This is a genomic window from Collinsella aerofaciens, from assembly GCF_015670795.1.
GTDB lineage: Bacteria > Actinomycetota > Coriobacteriia > Coriobacteriales > Coriobacteriaceae > Collinsella > Collinsella aerofaciens_Q.
On the sequence record NZ_JADPCJ010000005.1, the window covers coordinates 20,499 to 41,815 of the forward strand.

Sequence of the window (21,317 nt, forward strand, 5' to 3'; positions counted from 1 at the left end):
GGTGTTGTGCCGCATTTTCGCCAATTGATGTCCGTGTCTGGAGTTTAGCTGTCGATGCTCAAAATGCCATAAACTAGTAACGTTATGGACTTTTTCATTGCGACTCAATTGCGAGGATTTCTTTATGGCTGGTAATCACTTTAAGGGCAGCGATAGCGGCCGTCCTGCAGTTCCGCCGCGTCCGAACGGGGCTGGTAAGGCCGGCACGCCGGGCGGCGCTGGACAGGGCGGTTCCGGTAAGCGCGTGTCCCCGGGCGAGACAGCGATGTTTACCGCTCTGTACGAGCAGTCTCAAAAGGCAAAAAAGACCGGCCGTGCAAGAGGGAATGTCTTTGCGGGCGGTGCAACCTCCACGTCGCAGCCGAGCGGGGCTCCTTCGGTACCCGCGAACAACGCAGGTGCTGCCAACGCCGCGAATGCCGCCGGCAACGTTAATGCCGACAAGGCCGCCAACAATACTCCCTCTGCCGGTGGCGCGGGGCTTACGGGTAACCTTGGCACGATTTACACCGGCGCCTCCGAGACTGGCACGTTCGCCCGCCTGGATGATGGCGGTGCCGAGTTTGCGGGCTCGGGTTCCAAGGAAGATTATTACGATTTTGGCTTGAACTACGGTGGCGACGCTTCGCCGAGTTCGACCTCTGACGGTCTGGTCCGTCATCGCCATCGCAAGGGCGAGCGCAAAAAGCGTCACACCGGCGCCATTATTGCCGTTGTAGTCGCGGTGCTTCTCGTTGCGCTTGGCGCAAGCGGCTTTATGCTGCTTAACTCGGCAAAGACCGTAAAGAGCGAAGCGAAGGAGGCTGTCGAGATCGTCGGTGGCCTTAAGGACAAGGTCACGTCGGGCGATTTTTCGACGCTGCCTGACGACGCGAAGAAGATCGATGAGCTCTGCGACAGCATGAAGGCGGAGACCTCGAGCCCGCTGTGGACGGCGGCATCGTTTATCCCGGTGTATGGCAGTGACATCAACGCAGCCCGCACCATGATCGACGCCCTGTCCGATGTCTCGAGCAACGCGCTGGTTCCCATGGCCGACAACCTTTCGCAGGCCACGCCCGGCAAGCTGTTCCAGGACGGCATGATTAACGTGTCCGCGCTGCAGGCGGTCGCCGATTCGCTTTCCAGCAGCTCGAAGGTGTTCAAGAGCGCCAACGAGAAGGTCCAGGGCATTGGCGATACTCATATTTCCCAGGTGACCGAGCTGGTCGATAAGGCCAAGGACGGCTTTGCCACCCTCAACGGTGCGGTTGACGCGGCGGAGAAGGTCGCCCCCGTCCTTCCCCAGATGCTCGGCGCCAACGGCCAGACGCGCAACTACCTTATGTACGCCATGAACAACGTCGAGATTCGTGCTTGCGGCGGCTTTGGCGGTTCGCAGGGCCTGATTTCGGTCACTGACGGCCAGATGTCGATTGGCGAGTTTGTTCCCCGCATTGGACTCAGCGAGGATGAGGCAGTCGAGAGCGTCGACGAAGAGGATGAGGCGCTGTTCGGCAACCACAGTAACCTGTACAACTCGGGCAATACCTATTCGCCTGATTGGCCCCGCAACTCGCAGCGTGTCGCCGCGCTGTGGAAGTCCCAGTATGGACAGGACGCTGATGGCGTCATCGGTATCGACCCGGTGTTCCTGCAGTATCTGCTGGGCCTGGTCGGTAACGTGTCACTGCCCGACGGAACGGTTGTCGACGGCACCAACGCCGCAAAGGTCCTCATGCACGATGTGTACTGGAACTATCCGGTCGAGGAGTCTGACGGCATCTTTGCATCCGTCGCCAGCGCTGCCTTCGACAAGATCCTTGGCGGTATCGGCGATGTCGATGTTACGAAGCTTGTCAGCGCCGTTGAGCGCGGTGCCGAAGAGGGCCGCCTGATCGCGTGGATGAGAAACGATGATGAGCAGAGTGCCATCAAAGAGACGGGCATTGACGCTTCGCTGCCCGATCCGGATGACCCGAGTGCCGATCCTGTTGCCGGCGTTTACTTTAACAACCTGAGCTTCTCCAAGCTCGACTGGTATCTGAACGCCGACACGCAGATCGGCCAGGGCATCAAGAACGGCGACGGCACGTGCTCGTATCGCATCACCGTTACTCTGACGAACATCATGACGCAGGAGGAGGCAGGCAAGCTGCCCGACTACGTTGCGGCGAGCGCACCCGATGCCGCGCGTGACGACGAACGCCTGAATGTCTCGTTGTTTGCCCCGACGGGCGGCAACATCAGTGACCTTACGGTTGAGGGCACACAGTTTGGTCTTGGCGCCGCTACGTGGCATGGAATCCCCTTCTATTCGGGCACCGTTGACCTGCATGCTGGCGAGACGACGACGATCACGTATACGCTGACCACGTCGGCCGAGGCGGGGGACAAGCCGCTTACGCTGCGTCAGACTCCTACATGCCAGGCGGCTCGCGACAGCGCGTCGGCGTAGGGTTTTTCTGGTAGCGCAGATAATCGAGTACCATTTTGGGGCGGACAGGCAATCTGTTCGCCCCTATTTTGTAAGGAGAGCGCATGAAGTACTTTGGCACCGACGGCTTTCGCGGTGAGGCCAACGTTGGGCTGACGGTAGAGCACGCTTATAAGATTGGCCGTTTTGTGGGCTGGTATTACGGCGCCAACCGCGAGCGCAAGGCACGCGTGATCGTGGGCAAGGACACGCGTCGCTCGAGTTATATGTTTGAGGCGGCGCTGGTGAGCGGCCTGGTCGCGAGCGGTGCGGACGCCTATATGCTGCATGTGATCCCGACGCCGGGCGTAGCGCATCAGACTGTGGAAGGCTGCTTCGATTGCGGCATCATGATCAGCGCGAGCCACAACCCGTTTTGCGATAACGGCATTAAGCTCGTCAACAGCGACGGCTTTAAGATGGACGAGGACGTACTGGAGCTCATCGAGGACTATATCGATGGCAAGAGCGAGGTGCCGCTGGCAACGGGCAACCACATCGGCGCCACGGTGGACTACATGCAGGGTCGCAACCGCTACATTGCTTCGCTCATCGCCAGCGCGAACTTTTCGCTGCAGGGCGTCAAGATCGGTATCGACTGCGCCAACGGCTCGGCATCCTCGGTGGCCAAGCCGGTGTTCGACGCACTGGGCGCCGATGTGCGCGTGATCAATGCCGCGCCCGACGGCTTTAACATCAATGTCGACTGCGGCTCTACGCATATTGAGCGTCTGCAGCGCCACGTGGTGGAGCAGGGCCTGGATGTGGGTTTTGCCTACGATGGCGATGCCGACCGCTGCCTGGCCGTGGACGAGCGCGGCCGCGTGGTCGACGGTGACCAGATCCTGTACGTGTGCGGTGTGTACCTGAACAAGCACGGGCGTCTCTCGGGCGGTACCGTGGTGCCGACGATCGCCAGCAACTTTGGCCTGATCAAGTCGTTGGAGCTTGCCGGCCTGAGTGCCGTGACCAGCGGCGTGGGCGACCGTCACGTGTATGCCAAGATGCGCGAGGGCGGCTACAGCCTGGGCGGCGAGCAGACGGGCCATACGATCTTTGGCGATATCGAGCGCACGGGCGACGGCATTATGACCTCGCTGCGCGTGATGGAAGTGATTCGTGCCGAGCGCGAGACGCTCTCGCAGCTCACGGCTCCGTGCAAGCTGCTGCCACAGGCGCAGGTGGCCGTGCACGTGGCGGACAAGGACGCCGCGCTCGAGAATATGGGCGTGCAGAACGCCATCGCCGAGGCCGAGGCTGCGCTGGCAGGCGAGGGCCGCGTGCTCGTGCGCAAGAGCGGAACCGAGTCGGTTATCCGCGTGCTGGCCGAGGCGCCCGACCAAGCATCCGCCGATGCCGCCATGAAGCGCATCGCAAGTGCTCTGGAGGCTCTGTAAGGTAGTCATTGGGGACGTTCTTAAACGACTAGGTGGAAAGGGGACGCTGCGGATTGGTTCCGCGGCGTCCCCTTTGCGTTGGCGTGTCGGTTATGCCTTACAGCTCGTAGAGCGTGGTGAACTTGTCCTGCAGGTAGCTGCAGTAGTAGCGGGCATCGAACGCCATGCCGCACGCGCCCTTGATGAGCTCCGGCGCGTCCTTGGCGCGGCCCCACTGCCAAATGTGCTCGCCCAGCCAGGCGCGGACGGGTGTCAGGTCGCCGCTCGCACAGGCGCCGGTAAGGTCGACGCCGTCGCGGCACATGGCCGGCACAAACATGGCGTCGTAGGCGCTGCCCAGTGCATAGGTGGGGAAGTAGCCAAACGAGCCGCCGCTCCAGTGCGTATCCTGCAGGCACCCGTGCGTGTCGTCGGAAACGGGAATGCCCAGGTACTCGTCCATAAAGCGATTCCAAAGCGCGGGGATATCCTTGGCCATGGCCTCGCCGGCAAACAGCATGCGCTCGATCTGGTAGCGCACCATAACGTGCAGCGGATAGGTGAGCTCATCGGCCTCGGTGCGGATCAACGACGGCTGCGCGATGTTCACGGCGCGGTAGAGCGTGTCCTCGTCGACGTCGCCGTAGACCTCGGGTGCGTGGCGGCGCAGCACCTCGAGCAACGGTCCCATAAAGGCGCGGCTGCGACCCACGGTGTTCTCGAAAAAGCGGCTCTGGCTCTCGTGGATGCCCATGGAGGTGCCACCCTCAAGACAGGTGCGCGCATAGGCAGGATTGACGCCCAGCTCGTACATGGCGTGTCCCGCCTCGTGGATGATGCTGTAGACGTTGGAGATGCAATCGTCCTCGTAGATGTGTGTCGCGATGCGCGCGTCACCCACGGCAAAGCCCTCGCTAAACGGGTGCTCGGTAAAGGCAAGCGTGGTGTCGTCCAGGTTCAGGCCGACAAGCTTCATAAGGTCGAAGCTCATGGCGCGCTGGGCGGCCTCGGGCACGCGGGCGTGCAAAAAGTCGGCATCGGGCTGCTGGCTGCGCTCGCCGATGGCGTGCACGAGCGGCACGACCGTCGCCTTGACCTCATCGCAAAACGCATCGAAGCTCTTGGCGGAAAGGCCGCGCTCGTACTGGTCGAGCCAAACATCGTATGGGTCGCGCTTGGGGTCCATAAGTTCGGCCTGATGCTTAAGTTGGGCGACGATCCTATCCACATAGGGCTCAAAGCTCGCCCAGTCATTAGCCGTCTTGGCCTTGTGCCACACGGCATCGGCCTCGCAGGTGAGCCTGGTCCAGGCCTCGGCCTCCTCGGTGGGGATGACGCTTGCCTCGCGCTGGTCGCGACCGAGCACACGGATCTCGTCGAGCAGCTGCGGGTCGTCAATTTTGCCGCCGGCGACGGTCTCGCGCGCTAACGAGCGTACGAGCTCAACGGATTTCTCGCTGGTCAGCAGCTTGTGATGCTCACCGGCAAGCGTGCCCATGGCGTCGGCACGGGCGGCAGCACCATTGGCAGGGGCAATCGTCGCGCCGTCGAACTCGGCAATCTTGAGCAGGTACTCACGAGTCCACAGCTTGCCCTCGAGTTTGCGGAACTTTTTGACGGCCTTGTCGACTTTAGCGGCCTTGACGCCCTTGGCGGCCTTTGCCACGGCGGCCTTGGCCTTCTTATCGAGTTTCTTTCCCATACCGTATCCTTAATCTCGCAGGCCGAGCACCGCAGGCGGATGCACGGCCACTTTTCACAGCTACTTGCCTTGTACCCAGCGCGAACAAAACGGAACGCGGCGATGCGCTCGCGAAATGTGTTATCCTATAGCCCAATGCGTTGACGGAGAGGGTTTTGCCCGCCGCGTCGCCGGCAAGAGAGGGAAGGTCATGGGCTGCAAGCCTTCCTGCGGTGGCAAGGGCCAAGCGTTCACTCCCGAGCAGCGACCTCAACGGGCACGCGGCCAGTGGCAGCAAAGCCTCAGTAGGGAAGCCGTGAGCCTCGCGACAAGAGGCGCAGAGTGGGCGCGGCGGGCCAGACATCCGCCGGGTCAAACAAGGTGGTACCGCGGAATTTAACCGTCCTTGGGCAATGCACATGCCCGAGGGCGGTTTTTTGTTACCGAACCGGGCCGCGCATCCGCAGCATCGGGCGGCGTCAGCCGTCCCGGGGTGCGGATGCGCGAGAGACGAAAGGGAAGACATGAGTCTGATTGATGATCTGGTCAAACTCGAGGAAGAGGCCAAGGAGCTCGTCACTAGCGCCGACGACGCCGCAAAGCTCGAGGCCGCGCGCGTTGAGCTGCTCGGCCGCAAGGGCCGCATCACCGGCCTGATGCGCATGATGGGCAAGCTCGCCCCCGAGGACCGTCCCGTGATGGGCAAGCGCGCCAACGAGATGCGCCAGCTGATCGAGGGCATGCTCGACGAGCGCACCACCGAGATGAAGGCCGCCGCCCTCAAGCATGCACTCGAGCACGAGGCCGTCGACATCACGCTGCCGGGCATCCGTCCGCAGATCGGTCACCAGCACCTGATCAAGCAGATCATCGAGGAGGCCGAGGATATCTTCTGCGGTATCGGCTACACCGTCGAGTCCGGCCCCATGGTCGATACCTCCTACTACAACTTCACCGCGCTCAACGCGCCCATGGATCACCCGAGCCGCTCGGCTCGCGACACGTTCTATGTGGTCGACAACAACCCCGGCAGCGTCGCGCATCCCGAGGCCCACGCTCACGGCGAGTCCGACGTACTGCTGCGCACCCAGACCTCGGGCGTGCAGATCCACACCATGGAGTCGCAGAAGCCGCCCATCTACATGATCTGCCCGGGCACCGTCTACCGTCCCGACACGGCCGACGCCTGCCACCTGCCGCAGTTCAACCAGATTGAGGGCCTGGTCGTCGACGAGGGCATCACCTTTGGCGATCTTAAGGGCACGCTCGACTACTTTGTTAAGTGCATGTTTGGCGAGGACCGCAAGACGCGCTACCGCCCGCATTTCTTCCCCTTCACCGAGCCTTCTTGCGAGGTGGACGTGAGCTGCCACGTCTGCGGCGGCAAGGGCTGCAACTTCTGCAAGCACAGCGGCTGGATCGAGATCTTGGGCTGCGGCATGGTCGACCCCAACGTCCTGATCAACTGCGGCATCGACCCCGAGAAGTACACCGGCTTCGCCTTTGGTATTGGCGCCGAGCGCGTCGCGGCACTGCGCTACGACCTGCCCGACCTCAGAACGCTCATGACGGGCGATATGCGCTTCTTGAACCAATTTTAGGCTTGCCCAGGCACCCCATCTTGGCGTTCAAACCGTCGCTCGCGTACCTTTAGTACGCGTCGCTCCTCTTTCACGCCAACCTGGGGCACCTGGACAACCCTAAGGCGAACGTCTTCATTTGATATTTCCTCCCTATGCGGAGATTAAGAACTAGGAGAGCTACATGCGCGTTTCTTACGACTGGCTCAAGACCATGATCGATATTCCGGAGGATCCCAAGACCCTTTCGGACGAATATATCCGTACCGGCACCGAGGTCGAGGCGATCGACACCGTGGGCGAGTCCTTCGACCACGTGGTGACCGCTAAGGTGCTCACCAAGACCCCGCACCCCGATAGCGACCACATGTATGTGTGCTCGGTCGACGTGGGCGACAAGAACCTCGACCCCGACGGCAATCCCGCTCCGCTGCAGATCGTCTGCGGCGCGCAGAACTTTGAGGCCGGCGACCACATCGTCACGGCCATGATCGGCGCCGTGCTTCCCGGCGACGTCAAGATCAAGAAGAGCAAGCTTCGCGGCGTCGTGTCCATGGGCATGAACTGCTCCGCGCGCGAGCTCGGCCTGGGTGGCGACCACTCCGGCATTATGATCCTGCCCGAGGATACGCCCTGCGGCATGCCGTTTGCCGAGTACGTGGGCTCGAGCGACACCGTGCTCGACTGCGAGATCACGCCCAACCGCCCCGACTGCCTGTCCATGATCGGCATGGCTCGCGAGACCGGCGCCATCTTCGACCGCGATTTCCACGTTGAGCTGCCCGCCATTAAGGCCGAGGCCGGCCGCGCGACCGACGACGAGCTTTCCGTCGAGATCGCTGACGAGGGCCTGTGCGACCGCTACGTTGCCCGCATCGTGCGCAACGTCAAGGTCGGCCCGTCGCCCGACTGGATGGTCAAGCGCCTTAACGCCTTGGGCGTGCGCCCGCACAACAACATCGTCGACATCACCAACTATGTGATGATGCTCACCGGTCAGCCGCTGCACGCCTTTGACCTGGACACCTTTGCCGAGCGCGATGGCCACCGTCGTGTGGTGGTTCGCGCCGCCCAGCAGGACGAGAAGTTCACGACGCTCGACGGCGAGGAGCGCGTGCTCGACGCCGGTATGGGCCTCATCACCGACGGCGAGCGTCCCGTGGCGCTGGCCGGCGTAATGGGCGGCATGGATTCCGAGATCGAGGACGACACCGTCGACGTGATGGTCGAGAGCGCCTGCTTCAACGCCGGTCGCACCTCGCACACCAGCCGCGATCTGTCGCTGATCTCCGACGCCTCCATTCGCTTTGAGCGCCAGGTCGACGAGACCGGCTGCGTGGATGTCGCCAACGTTACCTGCGCGCTGATCGAGGAGATCGCCGGCGGCGAGGTTGCTCCCGGCTATGTGGACGTGTTCCCCGCGCCCAAGACCATCGACAGCATTAAGCTGCGCCTGGCCCGCGTGCGTGCCATCTGCGGTGCCGACATCGAGCCCGACTTTATCGAGCGTTCGCTCACCCGCCTGGGCTGCACCGTCGAGCGCGACGGCGAGGACTTTATGGTCACGCCGCCGAGCTTCCGTCCCGACCTGCCGCGTGAGATCGACCTGATCGAGGAGGTCCTGCGCCTATGGGGCATGGGCCGCGTTACGGCGACCATCCCGGCTGCCAAGAACCACATCGGCGGCCTGACCCGCGAGCAGAAGCTCACCCGTAAGGTCGGCGAGATCCTGCGCGCCTGCGGCCTCAACGAGACCACGACCTTTGGCTTTGCCGCCCCGGGCGACCTGGAGAAGATTGGTATGTCCACCGAGGGCCGCGGCTGCCCCGTGGTTCTCATGAACCCGCTGGTGGCCGAGCAGACCGAGATGCGCCGCTCGCTGCTGCCGGGTCTGCTGCAGTCTGTGGCCTACAACGAGGCCCACGGCACGCCCAACGTGCACCTGTACGAGGTCGGCAGCCTGTTCCATGGCCGCGAGAACGCCAGCCTGCCCAAGGAGACCAAGTCCGTGGCGGGCGTGCTCTCGGGCCAGTGGAGCGAGCAGTCCTGGAACATGAAGTACCGTAAGCTGCGCTTCTTCTTTGGCAAGGGCATTGTCGAGGAGCTGCTTGCTCAGCTGCGCATCGAGAAGGTTCGCTTCCGTCCCGTCGAGGGCGAGGGCTATGCCTTCTTGCAGCCGGGTCGCGCCGCCGAGGTTCTGTCCGGCGGTACCGTGCTGGGCTGGGTTGGCGAGATTCACCCCGAGGCGCGCGAGGCTATGGGCATTGACGAGGTTGTCGTTGCCTTTGAGCTCGACCTGGACAAGCTGATCAAGGGCGCCCGCAACCAGGAGAACTACCGTGAGTTCTCGCAGTACCCGGCCGTTGAGCACGACCTTGCTATCGTGGTCGACAACACTGTGACCTGCGAGGATCTTGAGCGCCGTATTACCAGCGCCGGAGGCAAGCTGCTCGAGGATGTGCGTCTGTTCGACGTCTACCGCGATCCCATCCGCATCGGAGCGGGCAAGAAGTCCATGGCCTTTGCGCTTACGTATCGCTCCGACGACCACACGCTTACCAGCGAAGAGGTCGAAAAGGCGCACCAGAAGATCGTTACCAAGGTGTGCAAGGGCGTAAACGGCGAGGTCCGCGGCTAGGTCCTGCGCCGGATATAGGCCAGCGTCGGCTGCCGTCGAGTCTTACGTGACTGCTGTTTTCGGTATAAGGCACCGTTGAGCCTGCATATATGACACGCGCATTACATAACGGCGTGCTGCTTTGTCGGCAGTGCGCCGTTTTGCTATGATAGCCCGCGGCGTGTTACGAATCTGACATTACGTAACACTGGAAAGGTGATTCAAGCGGCGTTGCAATTCCGTGCGCCGATAACCGGGAGGCGTACATGCACATTCCAGATAATTATCTGTCCCCGCAGACCGATGCCGTCATGGCGGTGGCAATGGTGCCCGTCTGGGTTCACTGTATCAAGAAGGTGCGCGCCACGCTCGATCGCGAGCACATGGCTTTCCTGGGCATCTGCGCCGCATTTTCCTTCTTGCTTATGATGTTCAACGTGCCGCTGCCCGGCGGCACCACTGGCCACGCCGTTGGTGGCGCACTCATCGCGCTGCTGCTGGGCCCCGAGGCCGCGGCTATCGCGGTTTCGGTCGCGCTGGCGCTGCAAGCGCTGCTGTTTGGCGACGGCGGCATCCTGTCCTTTGGCGCTAACTGCTTTAACATGGCCTTCGTGTTGCCGTTTGCCGCAGCCATCGTGTTCCGCGCGCTTAACAGCCGTTTGCACGACAAGAGCTGGGGCACCTCGGTTTCGGCCATCGTAAGCGGCTGGGTCGGCCTGTGCCTGGCGGCCCTGTGCGCAGCAATCGAGTTTGGTATTCAGCCGATGCTTTTCACGAATGCTTCGGGCGCTCCGCTGTACTGCCCCTTCCCGCTGTCCATTGCCATTCCGGCCATGATGATCCCGCATATGTTGGTAGCCGGCGTGGTCGAGGGCGTGGCGACTGCCGCGATCTACGGCTTTATCAAGAAGACGGCGCCGAGCGTTATCGTCGGCCCCGAAGCCGCCGATGGACAGCTTGCTGCCGAGGGCGCTGCTGCAAAGAAGACCTCGCTGGTCCCCACGCTCATCTTGGTTGCCGTGCTTGTCGTGGCCACGCCGCTGGGCCTGCTGGCCACGGGTGACGCCTGGGGTGAGTGGGACGCCGAGGGCGCCGCGACCGCCGTTCAGGAGGCTGGCGACGACAGCCTGCAGGCTTCGGTCGGTCTCGACACCCCGACCTTTGCCGACGCTCTGCCTACGGGTGATTACCTGCAGGCCTATTCCGAGGAGCAGGGTCTCGGCTTTGCCGGTCAGGCTGCCATGTATATCCTGTCCGGCGTGATTGGCGTGGCGGTGCTCACCATCGCATTCCGTCTGATCTCGCTGACGGTCAAGGAAAGCGGAGCCCATGGCGATGGTCGAGCTGCCTAGCTGGCTTGCGGCCGAGGAGCGATACGAGCCCACGGGCGCTCGTCATCGCGTGATGCAAAAGAACGTCCTGCACCTGGCGAGCCTGCTTGAGCGGGTTCGCCTGGGTGGAGGCGCGCACGAGGGCGGGTCGATGGTCGACCGCGCCCTTTCTTGCGTTTCGGCTCCGGTGCGCCTGGTGGGGATATTCGTTTGCGTCCTGTGCGTGTGCCTGACACAAAGCCCGCTGTACCTCATGTTGATGGCGGCCATTGCGCTGGTGCTCGTTGCCGTGCGTCCCGTACGCGGGCTGCGCGCGACCTTTGTGCCGGCGCTTGGCGCCGCGGGGCTCGCAGTGGTTTTGGCGCTGCCTGCCCTGCTGCTGGGTGCTTCCGCTACGGGCGCCATGCTCAAGATTGCGCTCAAGACCTTCATTAATGTGTCGCTGGTGCTGGGCGTTTCGTGGACCCTCACGTGGAGCCGCATATCGGCGGCGCTCAAGATGCTGCATCTACCCGACGAAGTTATCTTTACGTTTGATATGGCGCTCAAGCACATCGAGGTGCTGGGTCGTACGGCGCACGATCTGTGCGAATCGGTCATGCTGCGCAGCGTTGGCCGTGCGCCCGAGGGATTTTCGCGTACCGATTCGATCGCGGGTATCATGGGCATGACCTTTATCAAGGCGATGAAATGCAGCCGCGCGATGGACGAGGCTATGCTTTGCCGCGGCTTTGCCGGTGCGTATCCGGCTCCCGCGCGCGCCAGGTTTGGCTGGCGCGATGCGGCCTATGCGGCCGGCGTGGCGCTGCTGACAGTGTTGTGCGCCGTGCTGTAGGCGCTGCTGGTTCCGACTGGGGATGTAAATGGGGAAGGGCGACGTTTTGACGATCGATATGAATAGTGCGGCGGGCACGAACGGTGTGGGCGGCGCCGAGGTCGTTCCGCTCATCGAGCTGCGCGACGTGGTGTTCTCCTATGCGGGGCATACGGTTGTCGATGGCGTGTCGCTGCAGGTCGATCGTGGTGAACTCGTTGCCCTGCTCGGTCCCAACGGCTGCGGCAAGACGACGATTATGCGTCTTATTAACGGCCTTGAACTCGCGGACGCAGGGGCATACCTGTTTGACGGGCACGTGGTCGATGCGGCGTATCTGAAGGATTCTGCTGCTGCTCAGAAGTTCCACCAGCGCGTGGGCTTCGTATTCCAAAACGCCGATGCCCAGCTGTTCTGCGCCACGGTGGGCGAGGAAGTTGCTTTTGGTCCCGCGCAGATGGGGCTGCCGGCAGACGAGCTCGAGCGCCGCGTGCGCGATGCCATGGGGCTGTTTCAGGTTGCTGACCTTGCCGACGCCTCTCCCTATCAGCTCTCGGGCGGGCAAAAGAAGCGCGTTGCGCTGGCTGCGGTGGTGTCGATGAACCCGGATATCTTGGTCCTCGACGAGCCTACCAATGGACTCGACGAGGATTCATGCGACATCGTGGTCAACTTCTTGCTGGCCTACGTCGCGGTGGGTAAGACGGTCTTGATGAGCACGCATCACCAGGATTTGGTGCGACGCCTGGGTGCCCGTGCAATCTATATCGATCGATATCACCATGTGGTCGAGGCGCCTTCGCCGTCGTATGGAACCGAAAGCGGTGCTACGGACTAGTTGCTGCGTAGAGCGTGCGTAGCCGCCCGCGCGGCTTTGCCGTGATGGTATAGTTATCCAGGTTTTTTATGGGGGTGGCTATGCCAAGTTGGAACATTCATATCGCTCAGACGGAGCGTTTGCTGGAGCGCACCGGTGCGCTTGCCAATAGCGTGCGCGACCGCAATGCCTTTTTGTTTGGCTGCGTGGTTCCGGATATCTTCGTGGGCTATATGGTCCCTGGCATCGCCGATCCCATCCCGTACCGCATTACGCACTTTGCCAAGCCTGAGCCCATCCCAAAGCCTCGTGAGCATGAGTTCTGGGATACCTATGTGGCACCGTTGCTTAAAAGTTCGCCCATCGGTGCGCCAGCCGCGGCGACCTCGATTATCGAGGAACGCGAGCGACTGAACCGCGTGCACTATCCCCAGCGCTACAAGGATGCCGAGCCGGTTGCCGGTCCCGGCGCCTGTGAGTTCTCGCTTGCGTCCGAGGACGTGGCGCAGTCGTTGCTCGATTTGACACTGGGTGTCTGGTCGCATCTGGTGGCCGATACCGTATGGAATACGCGCGTGAATCAGTACCTGGAGGTGCACGGCGGCAAGCCGTGCGAGGAGTTCCGCATTAAAAAGCAAGGCGACTTTGACTGGTTTGGCAAGACGCTGGGCATTGTTTCCATCCCGCGTGCGACCGATCGCCTGTATACCGCTGCGACGCGTTTTGGGCAGTATCCCATCCATAAAGAATATGTGCTCAAGACCATCGGCGTCATGCACGAGATTGTACGCGAAAACCCCGGTGAGCCCGACCATCCGCCATACCGCCTGCTAACCGAGGAGTTTTTCGATGCAACGTTTACCGAGGTCATCGAGCTGACCGAGGCGGGATTTGCGGCTCGCGCCGAATCGCCCGATGTGCCTGCGCTGCCCCTGATTGCTAGCTGCTAGCTGGCCGGCCCGGCAGTGAATAGCTCAACCCAATCGACAAGTAGCTCTTGCCGTAAGGTATCTTCGGCAATGCGTTCCTGTTTGGTCTTTGGGATGTGGGGAAGCCCGGCCTTTTTATGGATGAGCTCGGCTATGTGGTCGAAGCTCTTCTTCTCCTTGATCTGGTCATAGGTAATTTGGATGACGTCGTAGCCCATGCTTGTGAGTGCGGTGGCGCGCTCGGCATCGGAGAGGCTCGCGGCTTCGCTGTCGTGGGCAGAGCGGCCTTGGCATTCCAGAATGACGCCCATGCTGTCGGTGGCGCTTTCGATGAGGATATCGGCGTAGCAGCAGGTTTTGTCATACAGCGAACGTGCGGCTTCACTGAGCGGGATGCGCGCGTTGTTGGCGATCTCGATGCCCTGGCCGCCCTCGTCGCGGGGGAGCGAGATAAGCATGGAGGTCTGTACTTCGAAGGGCGAGGCGGCCTGCCCCGTCATGTGCTCGGCCGCCCAGCGCAGTTGTTTGACGCCGCGCAGGCCTGCGGCTTGCTTGGCGAACGCGGCGATATCCGTTGCGGTAAGAAGCGGCGTGCGCTTCCACAAGTTGGTGTCATTGCCCTTGGTGTCGTTAACTCGCTCCCAGCCGCAGTTGGGTGGAATGAACTTAAGCGAAATAGCTTCATCGAGTTGTTGTTGCGTTCGCTCGCAGGGCTTAAACACTGCAAAGGAGCCGCACGTCTCGTAGCAAGCCATGAGTAACTGGTTGCGTGAAACCTGCGTAGCAAGGTTGAGCAGCGTGAACTCCGGTGACGTGACATCAAACCCATGTTCAGTCTGCCTAAACGACCCCGGAGGTGGTTCTTGGGTCAGGAGGTGCGATTTAAACAGGCTTCGCGACCCGGATTGTGCCCGAGTGAATACAAGCCTGTGAAGTGGTGCGTGAAGCAGGTCTTTTACAACTGCATGACTTCCGAGACCACAACATCTGCGATCCATATTGCCAAGGCTAATGGCGGGGTAAAGGCCTAATACCTGCGGCGGGATGCGGTAGTAGTTAAAGGCGGATTGCCCACAAAGCGTCAGGTCCATAATGCCCTCCTGGCCGAAATCATCTCTTTGAAGCGAGTGATGCCAGCGTCAATCCGGAAGTATGCGGCAAAATCTGAACCCTATGAGCGGACCTGGCTTTTGAGGCTAGTTTATCAGGCATTTTGTTGCGAAAAAACAGGGTGTGCTCGGAGGTTCCAGAATTTGCCGCATACTTCCGAAAACCAGGTCGATTTGGTTCTTGCTAAAACGATTTATCAGCCCTGTGTGAGGTGTGGGTTTGCCACCGGGCGAACACTTTTAGCGCTTGGGGCTTTATTTTTTGGGCCTCGAAGGGTGGATTTCGCGCTTTTGGTAAAGAAATGAGTGCGTGTTTTGCCGTGCGGCGGCATTGGCACAGAAAAAGGGCCCGGAAGGCAATGCCTTCCGGGCCCTTTGCAATGCAAATCTGCTTGCAAGTACGATTTAGCGCACCTGAGCGACGTAAGCGACGTTGGTCGAGGAGACCTTGTCCTCGAGCTGGACGCTCATGCGGGGATCGCCGGCGGTAGCGACGGTCAAATCGCCAGTCTTGACGTAGCCGAGCTCCTTAGCGGTCTCGATCGCCTTGACGATCGTGCCGTTGACGGTGCCCTGGGTAATCTCGGCCTGGTGCGGGATGACGCCCCAGTACATGATCATCTGCTGGACGGCCCACTCGTGGCGGGAGAACGCGCAGATCGGCATGTTGGGACGGAAGTGCGAGATCAGGCGAGCGGTACGACCGGTGGTCGTCGGCACGGTGATGCACTTGGCGCCAACGGTGGTGGCCATGTTCACAGCGGACATACCCACAACGTTGTTGACGACGCGGGTGCCGTGAGCGTCAGCCGGAACCTCGAGCGGAGCGTGAGCCGGGAGGTACTTCTCGGTCTCGAGAGCGATGCTGGCCTGCATCTTGACGGCCTCGACCGGGTACTTACCGGCAGCGGACTCGCCAGAGAGCATGACGGCGTCGGTGCCGTCGTAGATGGCGTTAGCGACGTCGGCAACCTCGGCGCGCGTCGGGCGCGGGTTCTGCTGCATGGAGTCGAGCATCTGCGTAGCGGTGATAACGGGCTTGTAGGCCGCGTTGCACTTGGCGATGATCTCCTTCTGGATGTGCGGAACGAGCTCGGGCTTGATCTCGATGCCCAGGTCGCCACGGGCGACCATGATGCCGTCGGAAGCCTCGAGAATCTCGTCGAAGTTCTCGACGCCCAGGGCGCACTCGATCTTCGGGAAGATCGTCACGTGCTCGCCACCGTTCTCGCGGCAAAGCTTGCGGATGCCGCGGACGGACTCGCCGTCACGGATGAAGGAAGCGGCGATGTAGTCGATGTTCTCGGTCAGGCCAAAGAGGATGTCCTGACGATCGCGCTCGGTGATGGCGGGCAGAGAGATGTTGACGTTGGGCATGTTGACGCCCTTGCGCTCGCCGATCAGGCCGTCGTTCTTAACGACGCAGGTCATGTCCTGGCCGTCGACGGACTCGACCTCGAGGGCAACCAGGCCGTCATCGATCAGGATGAGGGAGCCCTTCTCGACCTCGGAGGGCAGGGCCAGGTAGTCGAGGGAGATGTGCTCAGCGGTGCCGTGGAAATCCTCGGACGTGGGCTGAGCGGTGACGACGATCTTGTCGCCGGTCTTGACGGCAACCTTCTTGCCGTCGACCAGAAGGCCGGTGCGGACCTCGGGGCCCTTGGTGTCGAGCAGGATGCCGACGGGCAGACCGAGCTCCTTGGAAATACGACGGACGCGCTCGATGCGACCGTGGTGCTCGTCGTAGGATCCGTGCGAGAAGTTAAAACGGGCGACGTTCATGCCCGCCTTGATCATCTCACGGATGGTCTCGTCGCTATCGCAGGCGGGACCCATGGTGCATACAATCTTAGTGCGCTTGTACATTCAGACCTCCATCTGACATCGTCTTGCGCTGATAGATAAACCATAAGAAATAAAACTGAGATGATTATAACGAAATGACGACCGAACACCCCCAAAAATCGACCGTATGCCGAATTAGAAGTTCATTTTTTGCGGTAAAAACGGTATATGAAAAAACTTTATCAACCGTTCTGACCGCTGCTATCTGGGCGATATTTCAGTTTGACGATGCGCCGAAGGAAAAACGTTTTATCAATGTTGAGCATCACACGGTCTGCATCGTTGCACTCGAGCCGTGTTTCCAATTGGAATGTTTTGGCTAGACGCGCCGCTTTGGGGTACCATAGCTCCACTATCAACTGCCGCTCAGCACGGCAGCCTTGATGAGCCCTTGCCCTTCTCCTGGGAATTATGATCGGGCATCAATCTGCTGAGTGGCCCGAATCCCAGGAGGGGACTCTATATGCAAAAGGAATACCTGTCCGCCGCGGCGGAGGTACTCAGCGACCAAGGTGTCGATGAGTACCTCGGCCTGAGCAACGACGAGGCGTCGTCGCGCCTCGCCAAGACAGGCCCTAACAAGCTCGAGGAAGCCGAGAAGACACCGTTGTGGAAGCGCTTCTTTGAGCAGATGGCCGATCCCATGGTCATCATGCTGATCGTTGCCGCCGTCATCAGTGCACTCACGGGCATGGTCAAGGGCGAGGCGGACTTTGCCGACGTCGCCATCATCATGTTCGTCGTTATCGTCAACTCGGTGCTGGGCGTGGTTCAGGAGGCCAAGAGCGAGGAGGCTCTCGAGGCCCTGCAGGAGATGAGCGCGGCGCAGTCCAAGGTGCTGCGCGACGGCAAGCTCGTGCACCTGCCGAGCGCCGAGCTCGTGCCCGGTGACGTGATCATGCTCGAGGCGGGCGACTCCGTCCCGGCCGACTGCCGCGTGCTCGAGAGCGCCACGATGAAGATCGAGGAGGCCGCCCTTACCGGCGAGTCCGTGCCCGTCGAGAAGCATGCCAACGTGATTGAGCTCGCCGCTGGCACCGACGACGTGCCGCTCGGCGACCGCAAGAACATGTGCTACATGGGTTCCACCGTGGTATACGGCCGCGGCCGCGCCGTCGTGGTCGGCACCGGCATGAACACCGAGATGGGTAAGATCGCCGGCGCCCTGGCCGAGGCCAAGGAAGAGCTCACGCCGCTGCAGGTGAAGCTTGCCGAGCTCAGCCGCATCCTCACCATCATGGTTATCGTCATCTGCGTCGTCATCTTTGGTGTCGACATCATCCGCCACGGCGTGGGCAACGTTCTCACCGATCCGACCGCGCTGCTCGACACCTTTATGGTCGCTGTCTCGCTCGCCGTCGCCGCCATCCCTGAGGGCCTGGTTGCCGTCGTGACCATCGTGCTGTCGCTTGGCGTGACCAAGATGGCCAAGCGTCAGGCAATCATCCGCAAGCTCTCTGCCGTCGAGACCCTTGGCTGCACGCAGACCATCTGCTCCGACAAGACCGGTACCCTTACCCAAAACAAGATGACCGTCGTCAAGCACGAGCTCGCCGCGCCTAAGGAGAAGTTCCTGGCCGGTATGGCTCTGTGCTCCGATGCCCAGTGGGACGAGGAGCTGGGCGAGGCCGTGGGCGAGCCGACTGAGTGCGCGCTCGTCAACGACGCCGGCAAGGCGGGGCTCACCGGCCTGACCGCCGAGCACCCGCGTGTGGGCGAGGCCCCGTTCGACTCCGGCCGCAAGATGATGTCCGTGGTCGTCGAGACCCTGGATGGCGAGTATGAGCAGTACACCAAGGGCGCGCCCGACGTGGTGATCGGCCTGTGCACCCATATCTACGACGGCGACAAGGTCGTTCCGCTGACCGAGGAGCGTCGTGCCGAGCTCGTGGCCGCCAACAAGGCCATGGCCGACGAGGCCCTGCGCGTACTGGCGCTGGCAAGTCGCACCTACACCGAGGTCCCGGACGACTGCAGCCCCGCTGCGCTCGAGCACGACCTGGTCTTCTGCGGCCTGTCTGGCATGATTGACCCGGTTCGCCCCGAGGTCGCCGACGCCATCCGCGAGGCGCACGACGCCGGTATCCGCACCGTCATGATCACGGGCGACCACATCGACACCGCCGTGGCCATCGCCAAGCAGCTGGGCATCGTCACCGATCGCAGCCAGGCCATCACCGGTGCCGACCTCGATCGCATGAGCGACGAGGAACTCGACGCGCACATCGAGGACTACGGCGTGTATGCCCGCGTCCAGCCCGAGCATAAGACACGCATCGTCGAGGCTTGGAAGTCGCGCGACCAGATCGTGGCCATGACGGGCGACGGCGTCAACGACGCCCCGTCCATCAAGCGCGCCGACATCGGCGTTGGCATGGGCATCACCGGTACCGATGTCACCAAGAACGTCGCCGACATGGTGCTTGCCGACGACAATTTCGCCACCATCATCGGTGCCTGCGAAGAGGGCCGTCGCATCTACGACAACATCCGCAAGGTCATTCAGTTCCTGCTTTCGGCCAACCTTGCCGAGGTCTTCTCGGTATTCATCGCCACGCTCATCGGCTTTACCATCTTCCAGCCGGTGCAGCTGCTGTGGGTGAACCTGGTCACCGATTGCTTCCCCGCGCTCGCGCTGGGCATGGAGGACGCCGAGGGCGACATCATGAAGCGCAAGCCGCGCAACGCCAAGGACGGTGTCTTTGCCGGACATATGGGTCTGGACTGCGTGGTCCAGGGCCTAATCATCACCGTGCTGGTGCTGGCGAGCTTCTTTGTGGGCGTGTACTTTGACATGGGCTACATCCACATCGCCGATATGATCGCCGGCAATGCCGACGAGGAAGGCGTGATGATGGCGTTCATCACGCTCAACATGGTCGAGATTTTCCACTGCTTCAATATGCGCAGCCGTCGTGCGTCGCTGTTCACCATGAAGAAGCAGAACAAGTGGCTGTGGGCTTCCGCCGCGCTGGCACTGGTGCTGACGGTGATCGTGACCGTGCAGCCGACGCTTGCCGAGATGTTCTTTGGCCCCGTGACGCTTGAGCTCAAGGGCGTTCTTGCCGCGCTGGGCCTGGCCTTCCTGATCATCCCGCTGATGGAGATCTACAAGGCGATCATGCGCGCTGTGGAGAAAGAGTAACGTACCTGTCCGGGCCTGCCCCACGCCCTTTCTCCCTCACTGGTCCTCGCGCTTCGCGCTGCGGGATCGTTCGGGAGAAAGGGCTTCCGGGGCGGGCCCTGCGGTATCCTTGCTGGCTTTTCTCCCGCGCGGATGATAAAGGGCTGAGGGAAAGTTTGTGAGCTGGTCGGGCTTTGCCCGGCCAGCTCTTTTTGATTTAAAATACCTGCTCAGTTGTGATTTATGGTGCTGGGAGGCGCTTGTGGGCAAGGCTAAGGCTAAGGCGAAGAAAAAGACGACGGGGGCGCGGGCTAAGCGCGATCGTCGTCGGAAGCTCGCGACCGAGGCTCCCGTATCTGCTGAGGAGCTGCTGGCAAGCGTGCCGGGGCTTGACGCGCTGCAGGACGTTCCGGCGTTTGATGACCTGCCAGTCGATGAAACCCAGCAGACTGCCTTTGATGATTTCTGCGCACATGCCGAGGAGCCCGAGCAGATGCGGCTGGGTGCCGTGGTGCGCTTGGATCGCGGGTTTCCGCTGGTGGCGACTGCCGACGACACCTTCCGCGCCGAGCATGCCGTGGGGTTTGCCAAGTCGCGCGGCGAGGACGAGGTCCTGTTGCCTGCCGTGGGCGACCGTGTGGCGGTGCGCCGCGCTCCCGGGCACGATATGGGCGTGATTGAGTGCGTGCTGCCGCGCCGTACGAGCTTTGAGCGTTGGCGCGGCCGTGCCCGTGGAGAGCGCCAGGTGCTCTGCTCCAACGTGGATAGCGTGCTAATCGTGCAGGCGCTCGGTGCCGGCGAGGTGCTGCTCGACCGCGTGGCGCGCTCGCTGGTGTTGGCGCTCGACTGCGATGCCGAACCGGTGGTGGTGCTCACCAAAGCTGATCGCTGCGATGCCGAGGAGCTCGAGCGCGATCTGGACCGCATGCGCCGCCTGGTGGGTCCGGACGTGCGCGTGATCGTGACGTCCTCTGCCGAGGGGCGCGGCCTGGACGAGGTTCGTTCCTGCGTGCCTGCCGGGAGCTGCGCCATGATTCTGGGCGAGTCGGGTGCCGGCAAGTCGACGCTGCTCAATGCGCTGCTGGGCCACGATACGTTGGCGACTGGCGGTGTGCGCGAACGCGACGACCAGGGCCGTCACACTACCGTCGCGCGCGTGATGGTGGCACTGCCGGGCGACGCCGGCGTGATCGCCGATGCCCCGGGCCTGCGCAGCTTACCGCTCGTGGGTCACGAGCGGGGTCTGGCGCGCGCCTTCCCCGAGATTGTCGAGGCATCGCGCGCGTGCCGGTTTGGCGATTGCACGCATACCCATGAGCCGGGTTGTGCCGTTCGCGAGGCCGAGGACGCCGGGCAGATCGACAGCCTGCGTTTGGAAACGTTCCAAAACCTGGCGTCATCCATGCGCGTGAGTGCTCAAATGCTCGATCCCGATGTCCACCTGTAATTGATTTTTCCTATGACAGCCGTCTTCCAACTGTTCGGGAGACGGCTTTTTTGCTGCGAAAAAGCCTCGAAACATGCAGTTTGCTGACGTGCTGACCAAAACCTTGCCACGAGCTTGACGGGCTGGTTAGTTTTTGGTCAGCGATTGGTTTGACATCGAAAACCGAGATCGCGATTGCGCCGCTTTGCACTC

13 protein-coding genes are annotated in these 21,317 nt (G+C 61.8%); 10 read left to right on the forward strand and 3 right to left on the reverse strand.

All coding sequences use genetic code 11. The features are described from left to right. The first annotated feature begins 124 nt into the window (after positions 1 to 124). Positions 125 to 2,437 (forward strand): DUF4012 domain-containing protein, encoded by a 2,313-nt coding sequence (locus tag I4W09_RS02860; RefSeq protein ID WP_196031668.1) that lies wholly within the window; start codon positions 125 to 127, stop codon positions 2,435 to 2,437. Positions 2,438 to 2,520: 83 nt separating this feature from the next. Then, entirely contained in the window at positions 2,521 to 3,852 is a 1,332-nt protein-coding gene (gene glmM, locus I4W09_RS02865) for a phosphoglucosamine mutase (RefSeq protein ID WP_196031670.1), read from the forward strand. A gap of 97 nt (positions 3,853 to 3,949) precedes the next feature. On the opposite strand, the gene I4W09_RS02870 is transcribed toward glmM, so the two are convergent. Continuing rightward, on the reverse strand, positions 3,950 to 5,533 hold the full coding sequence (locus I4W09_RS02870) for a carboxypeptidase M32 (RefSeq protein ID WP_196031672.1): 1,584 nt from the start codon (positions 5,531 to 5,533) through the stop codon (positions 3,950 to 3,952). Between the two features lie 503 nt (positions 5,534 to 6,036). Here I4W09_RS02870 and pheS point away from each other — a divergent pair. The 6 genes from pheS to I4W09_RS02900 all read left to right on the forward strand — a co-directional run bounded on the left by pheS (position 6,037) and on the right by I4W09_RS02900 (position 13,621). Further along, on the forward strand, positions 6,037 to 7,113 hold the full coding sequence (pheS, locus tag I4W09_RS02875; protein ID WP_118226143.1) for a phenylalanine--tRNA ligase subunit alpha: 1,077 nt from the start codon (positions 6,037 to 6,039) through the stop codon (positions 7,111 to 7,113). Positions 7,114 to 7,276: 163 nt separating this feature from the next. After that, a complete protein-coding gene (gene pheT / locus I4W09_RS02880) occupies positions 7,277 to 9,730 on the forward strand; it encodes a phenylalanine--tRNA ligase subunit beta (RefSeq protein ID WP_196031674.1) in 2,454 nt (817 codons plus the stop codon). A gap of 245 nt (positions 9,731 to 9,975) precedes the next feature. Next, a complete protein-coding gene (cbiM, locus tag I4W09_RS02885; RefSeq protein WP_138374406.1) occupies positions 9,976 to 11,061 on the forward strand; it encodes a cobalt transporter CbiM in 1,086 nt (361 codons plus the stop codon). Then, entirely contained in the window at positions 11,039 to 11,875 is an 837-nt protein-coding gene (locus I4W09_RS02890) for an energy-coupling factor transporter transmembrane component T family protein (RefSeq protein WP_196031676.1), read from the forward strand. Before cbiM ends, I4W09_RS02890 begins: the two co-directional genes overlap by 23 nt. Before the next feature lie 46 nt (positions 11,876 to 11,921). Then, positions 11,922 to 12,692, forward strand: a complete 771-nt coding sequence (locus I4W09_RS02895; RefSeq protein WP_196031678.1) for an energy-coupling factor ABC transporter ATP-binding protein — start codon at positions 11,922 to 11,924, stop codon at positions 12,690 to 12,692. A gap of 80 nt (positions 12,693 to 12,772) precedes the next feature. Further along, positions 12,773 to 13,621: a hypothetical protein gene (locus tag I4W09_RS02900; RefSeq protein ID WP_230318644.1), complete on the forward strand. Its 849-nt coding sequence runs from the start codon at positions 12,773 to 12,775 to the stop codon at positions 13,619 to 13,621. Here the strand turns inward: I4W09_RS02900 and I4W09_RS02905 are convergent. Next, positions 13,618 to 14,691 (reverse strand): putative endonuclease domain-containing protein, encoded by a 1,074-nt coding sequence (locus I4W09_RS02905; protein WP_196031682.1) that lies wholly within the window; start codon positions 14,689 to 14,691, stop codon positions 13,618 to 13,620. The genes I4W09_RS02900 and I4W09_RS02905 overlap by 4 nt on opposite strands. A gap of 423 nt (positions 14,692 to 15,114) precedes the next feature. After that, entirely contained in the window at positions 15,115 to 16,575 is a 1,461-nt protein-coding gene (gene pyk, locus I4W09_RS02910) for a pyruvate kinase (protein WP_195404628.1), read from the reverse strand. A 442-nt stretch (positions 16,576 to 17,017) separates the two neighbouring features. Here pyk and I4W09_RS02915 point away from each other — a divergent pair, with 442 nt between their 5' ends. Both I4W09_RS02915 and rsgA read left to right on the forward strand, forming a co-directional pair. Beyond that, the gene (locus I4W09_RS02915; RefSeq protein ID WP_196031684.1) at positions 17,018 to 19,699 is read left to right on the forward strand and encodes a cation-translocating P-type ATPase; all 2,682 of its coding nucleotides are present in this window, start codon (positions 17,018 to 17,020) and stop codon (positions 19,697 to 19,699) included. 472 nt (positions 19,700 to 20,171) lie between these two features. After that, positions 20,172 to 21,125, forward strand: a complete 954-nt coding sequence (gene rsgA / locus I4W09_RS02920; protein ID WP_196031745.1) for a ribosome small subunit-dependent GTPase A — start codon at positions 20,172 to 20,174, stop codon at positions 21,123 to 21,125. The last annotated feature ends 192 nt before the right edge of the window (positions 21,126 to 21,317 follow it).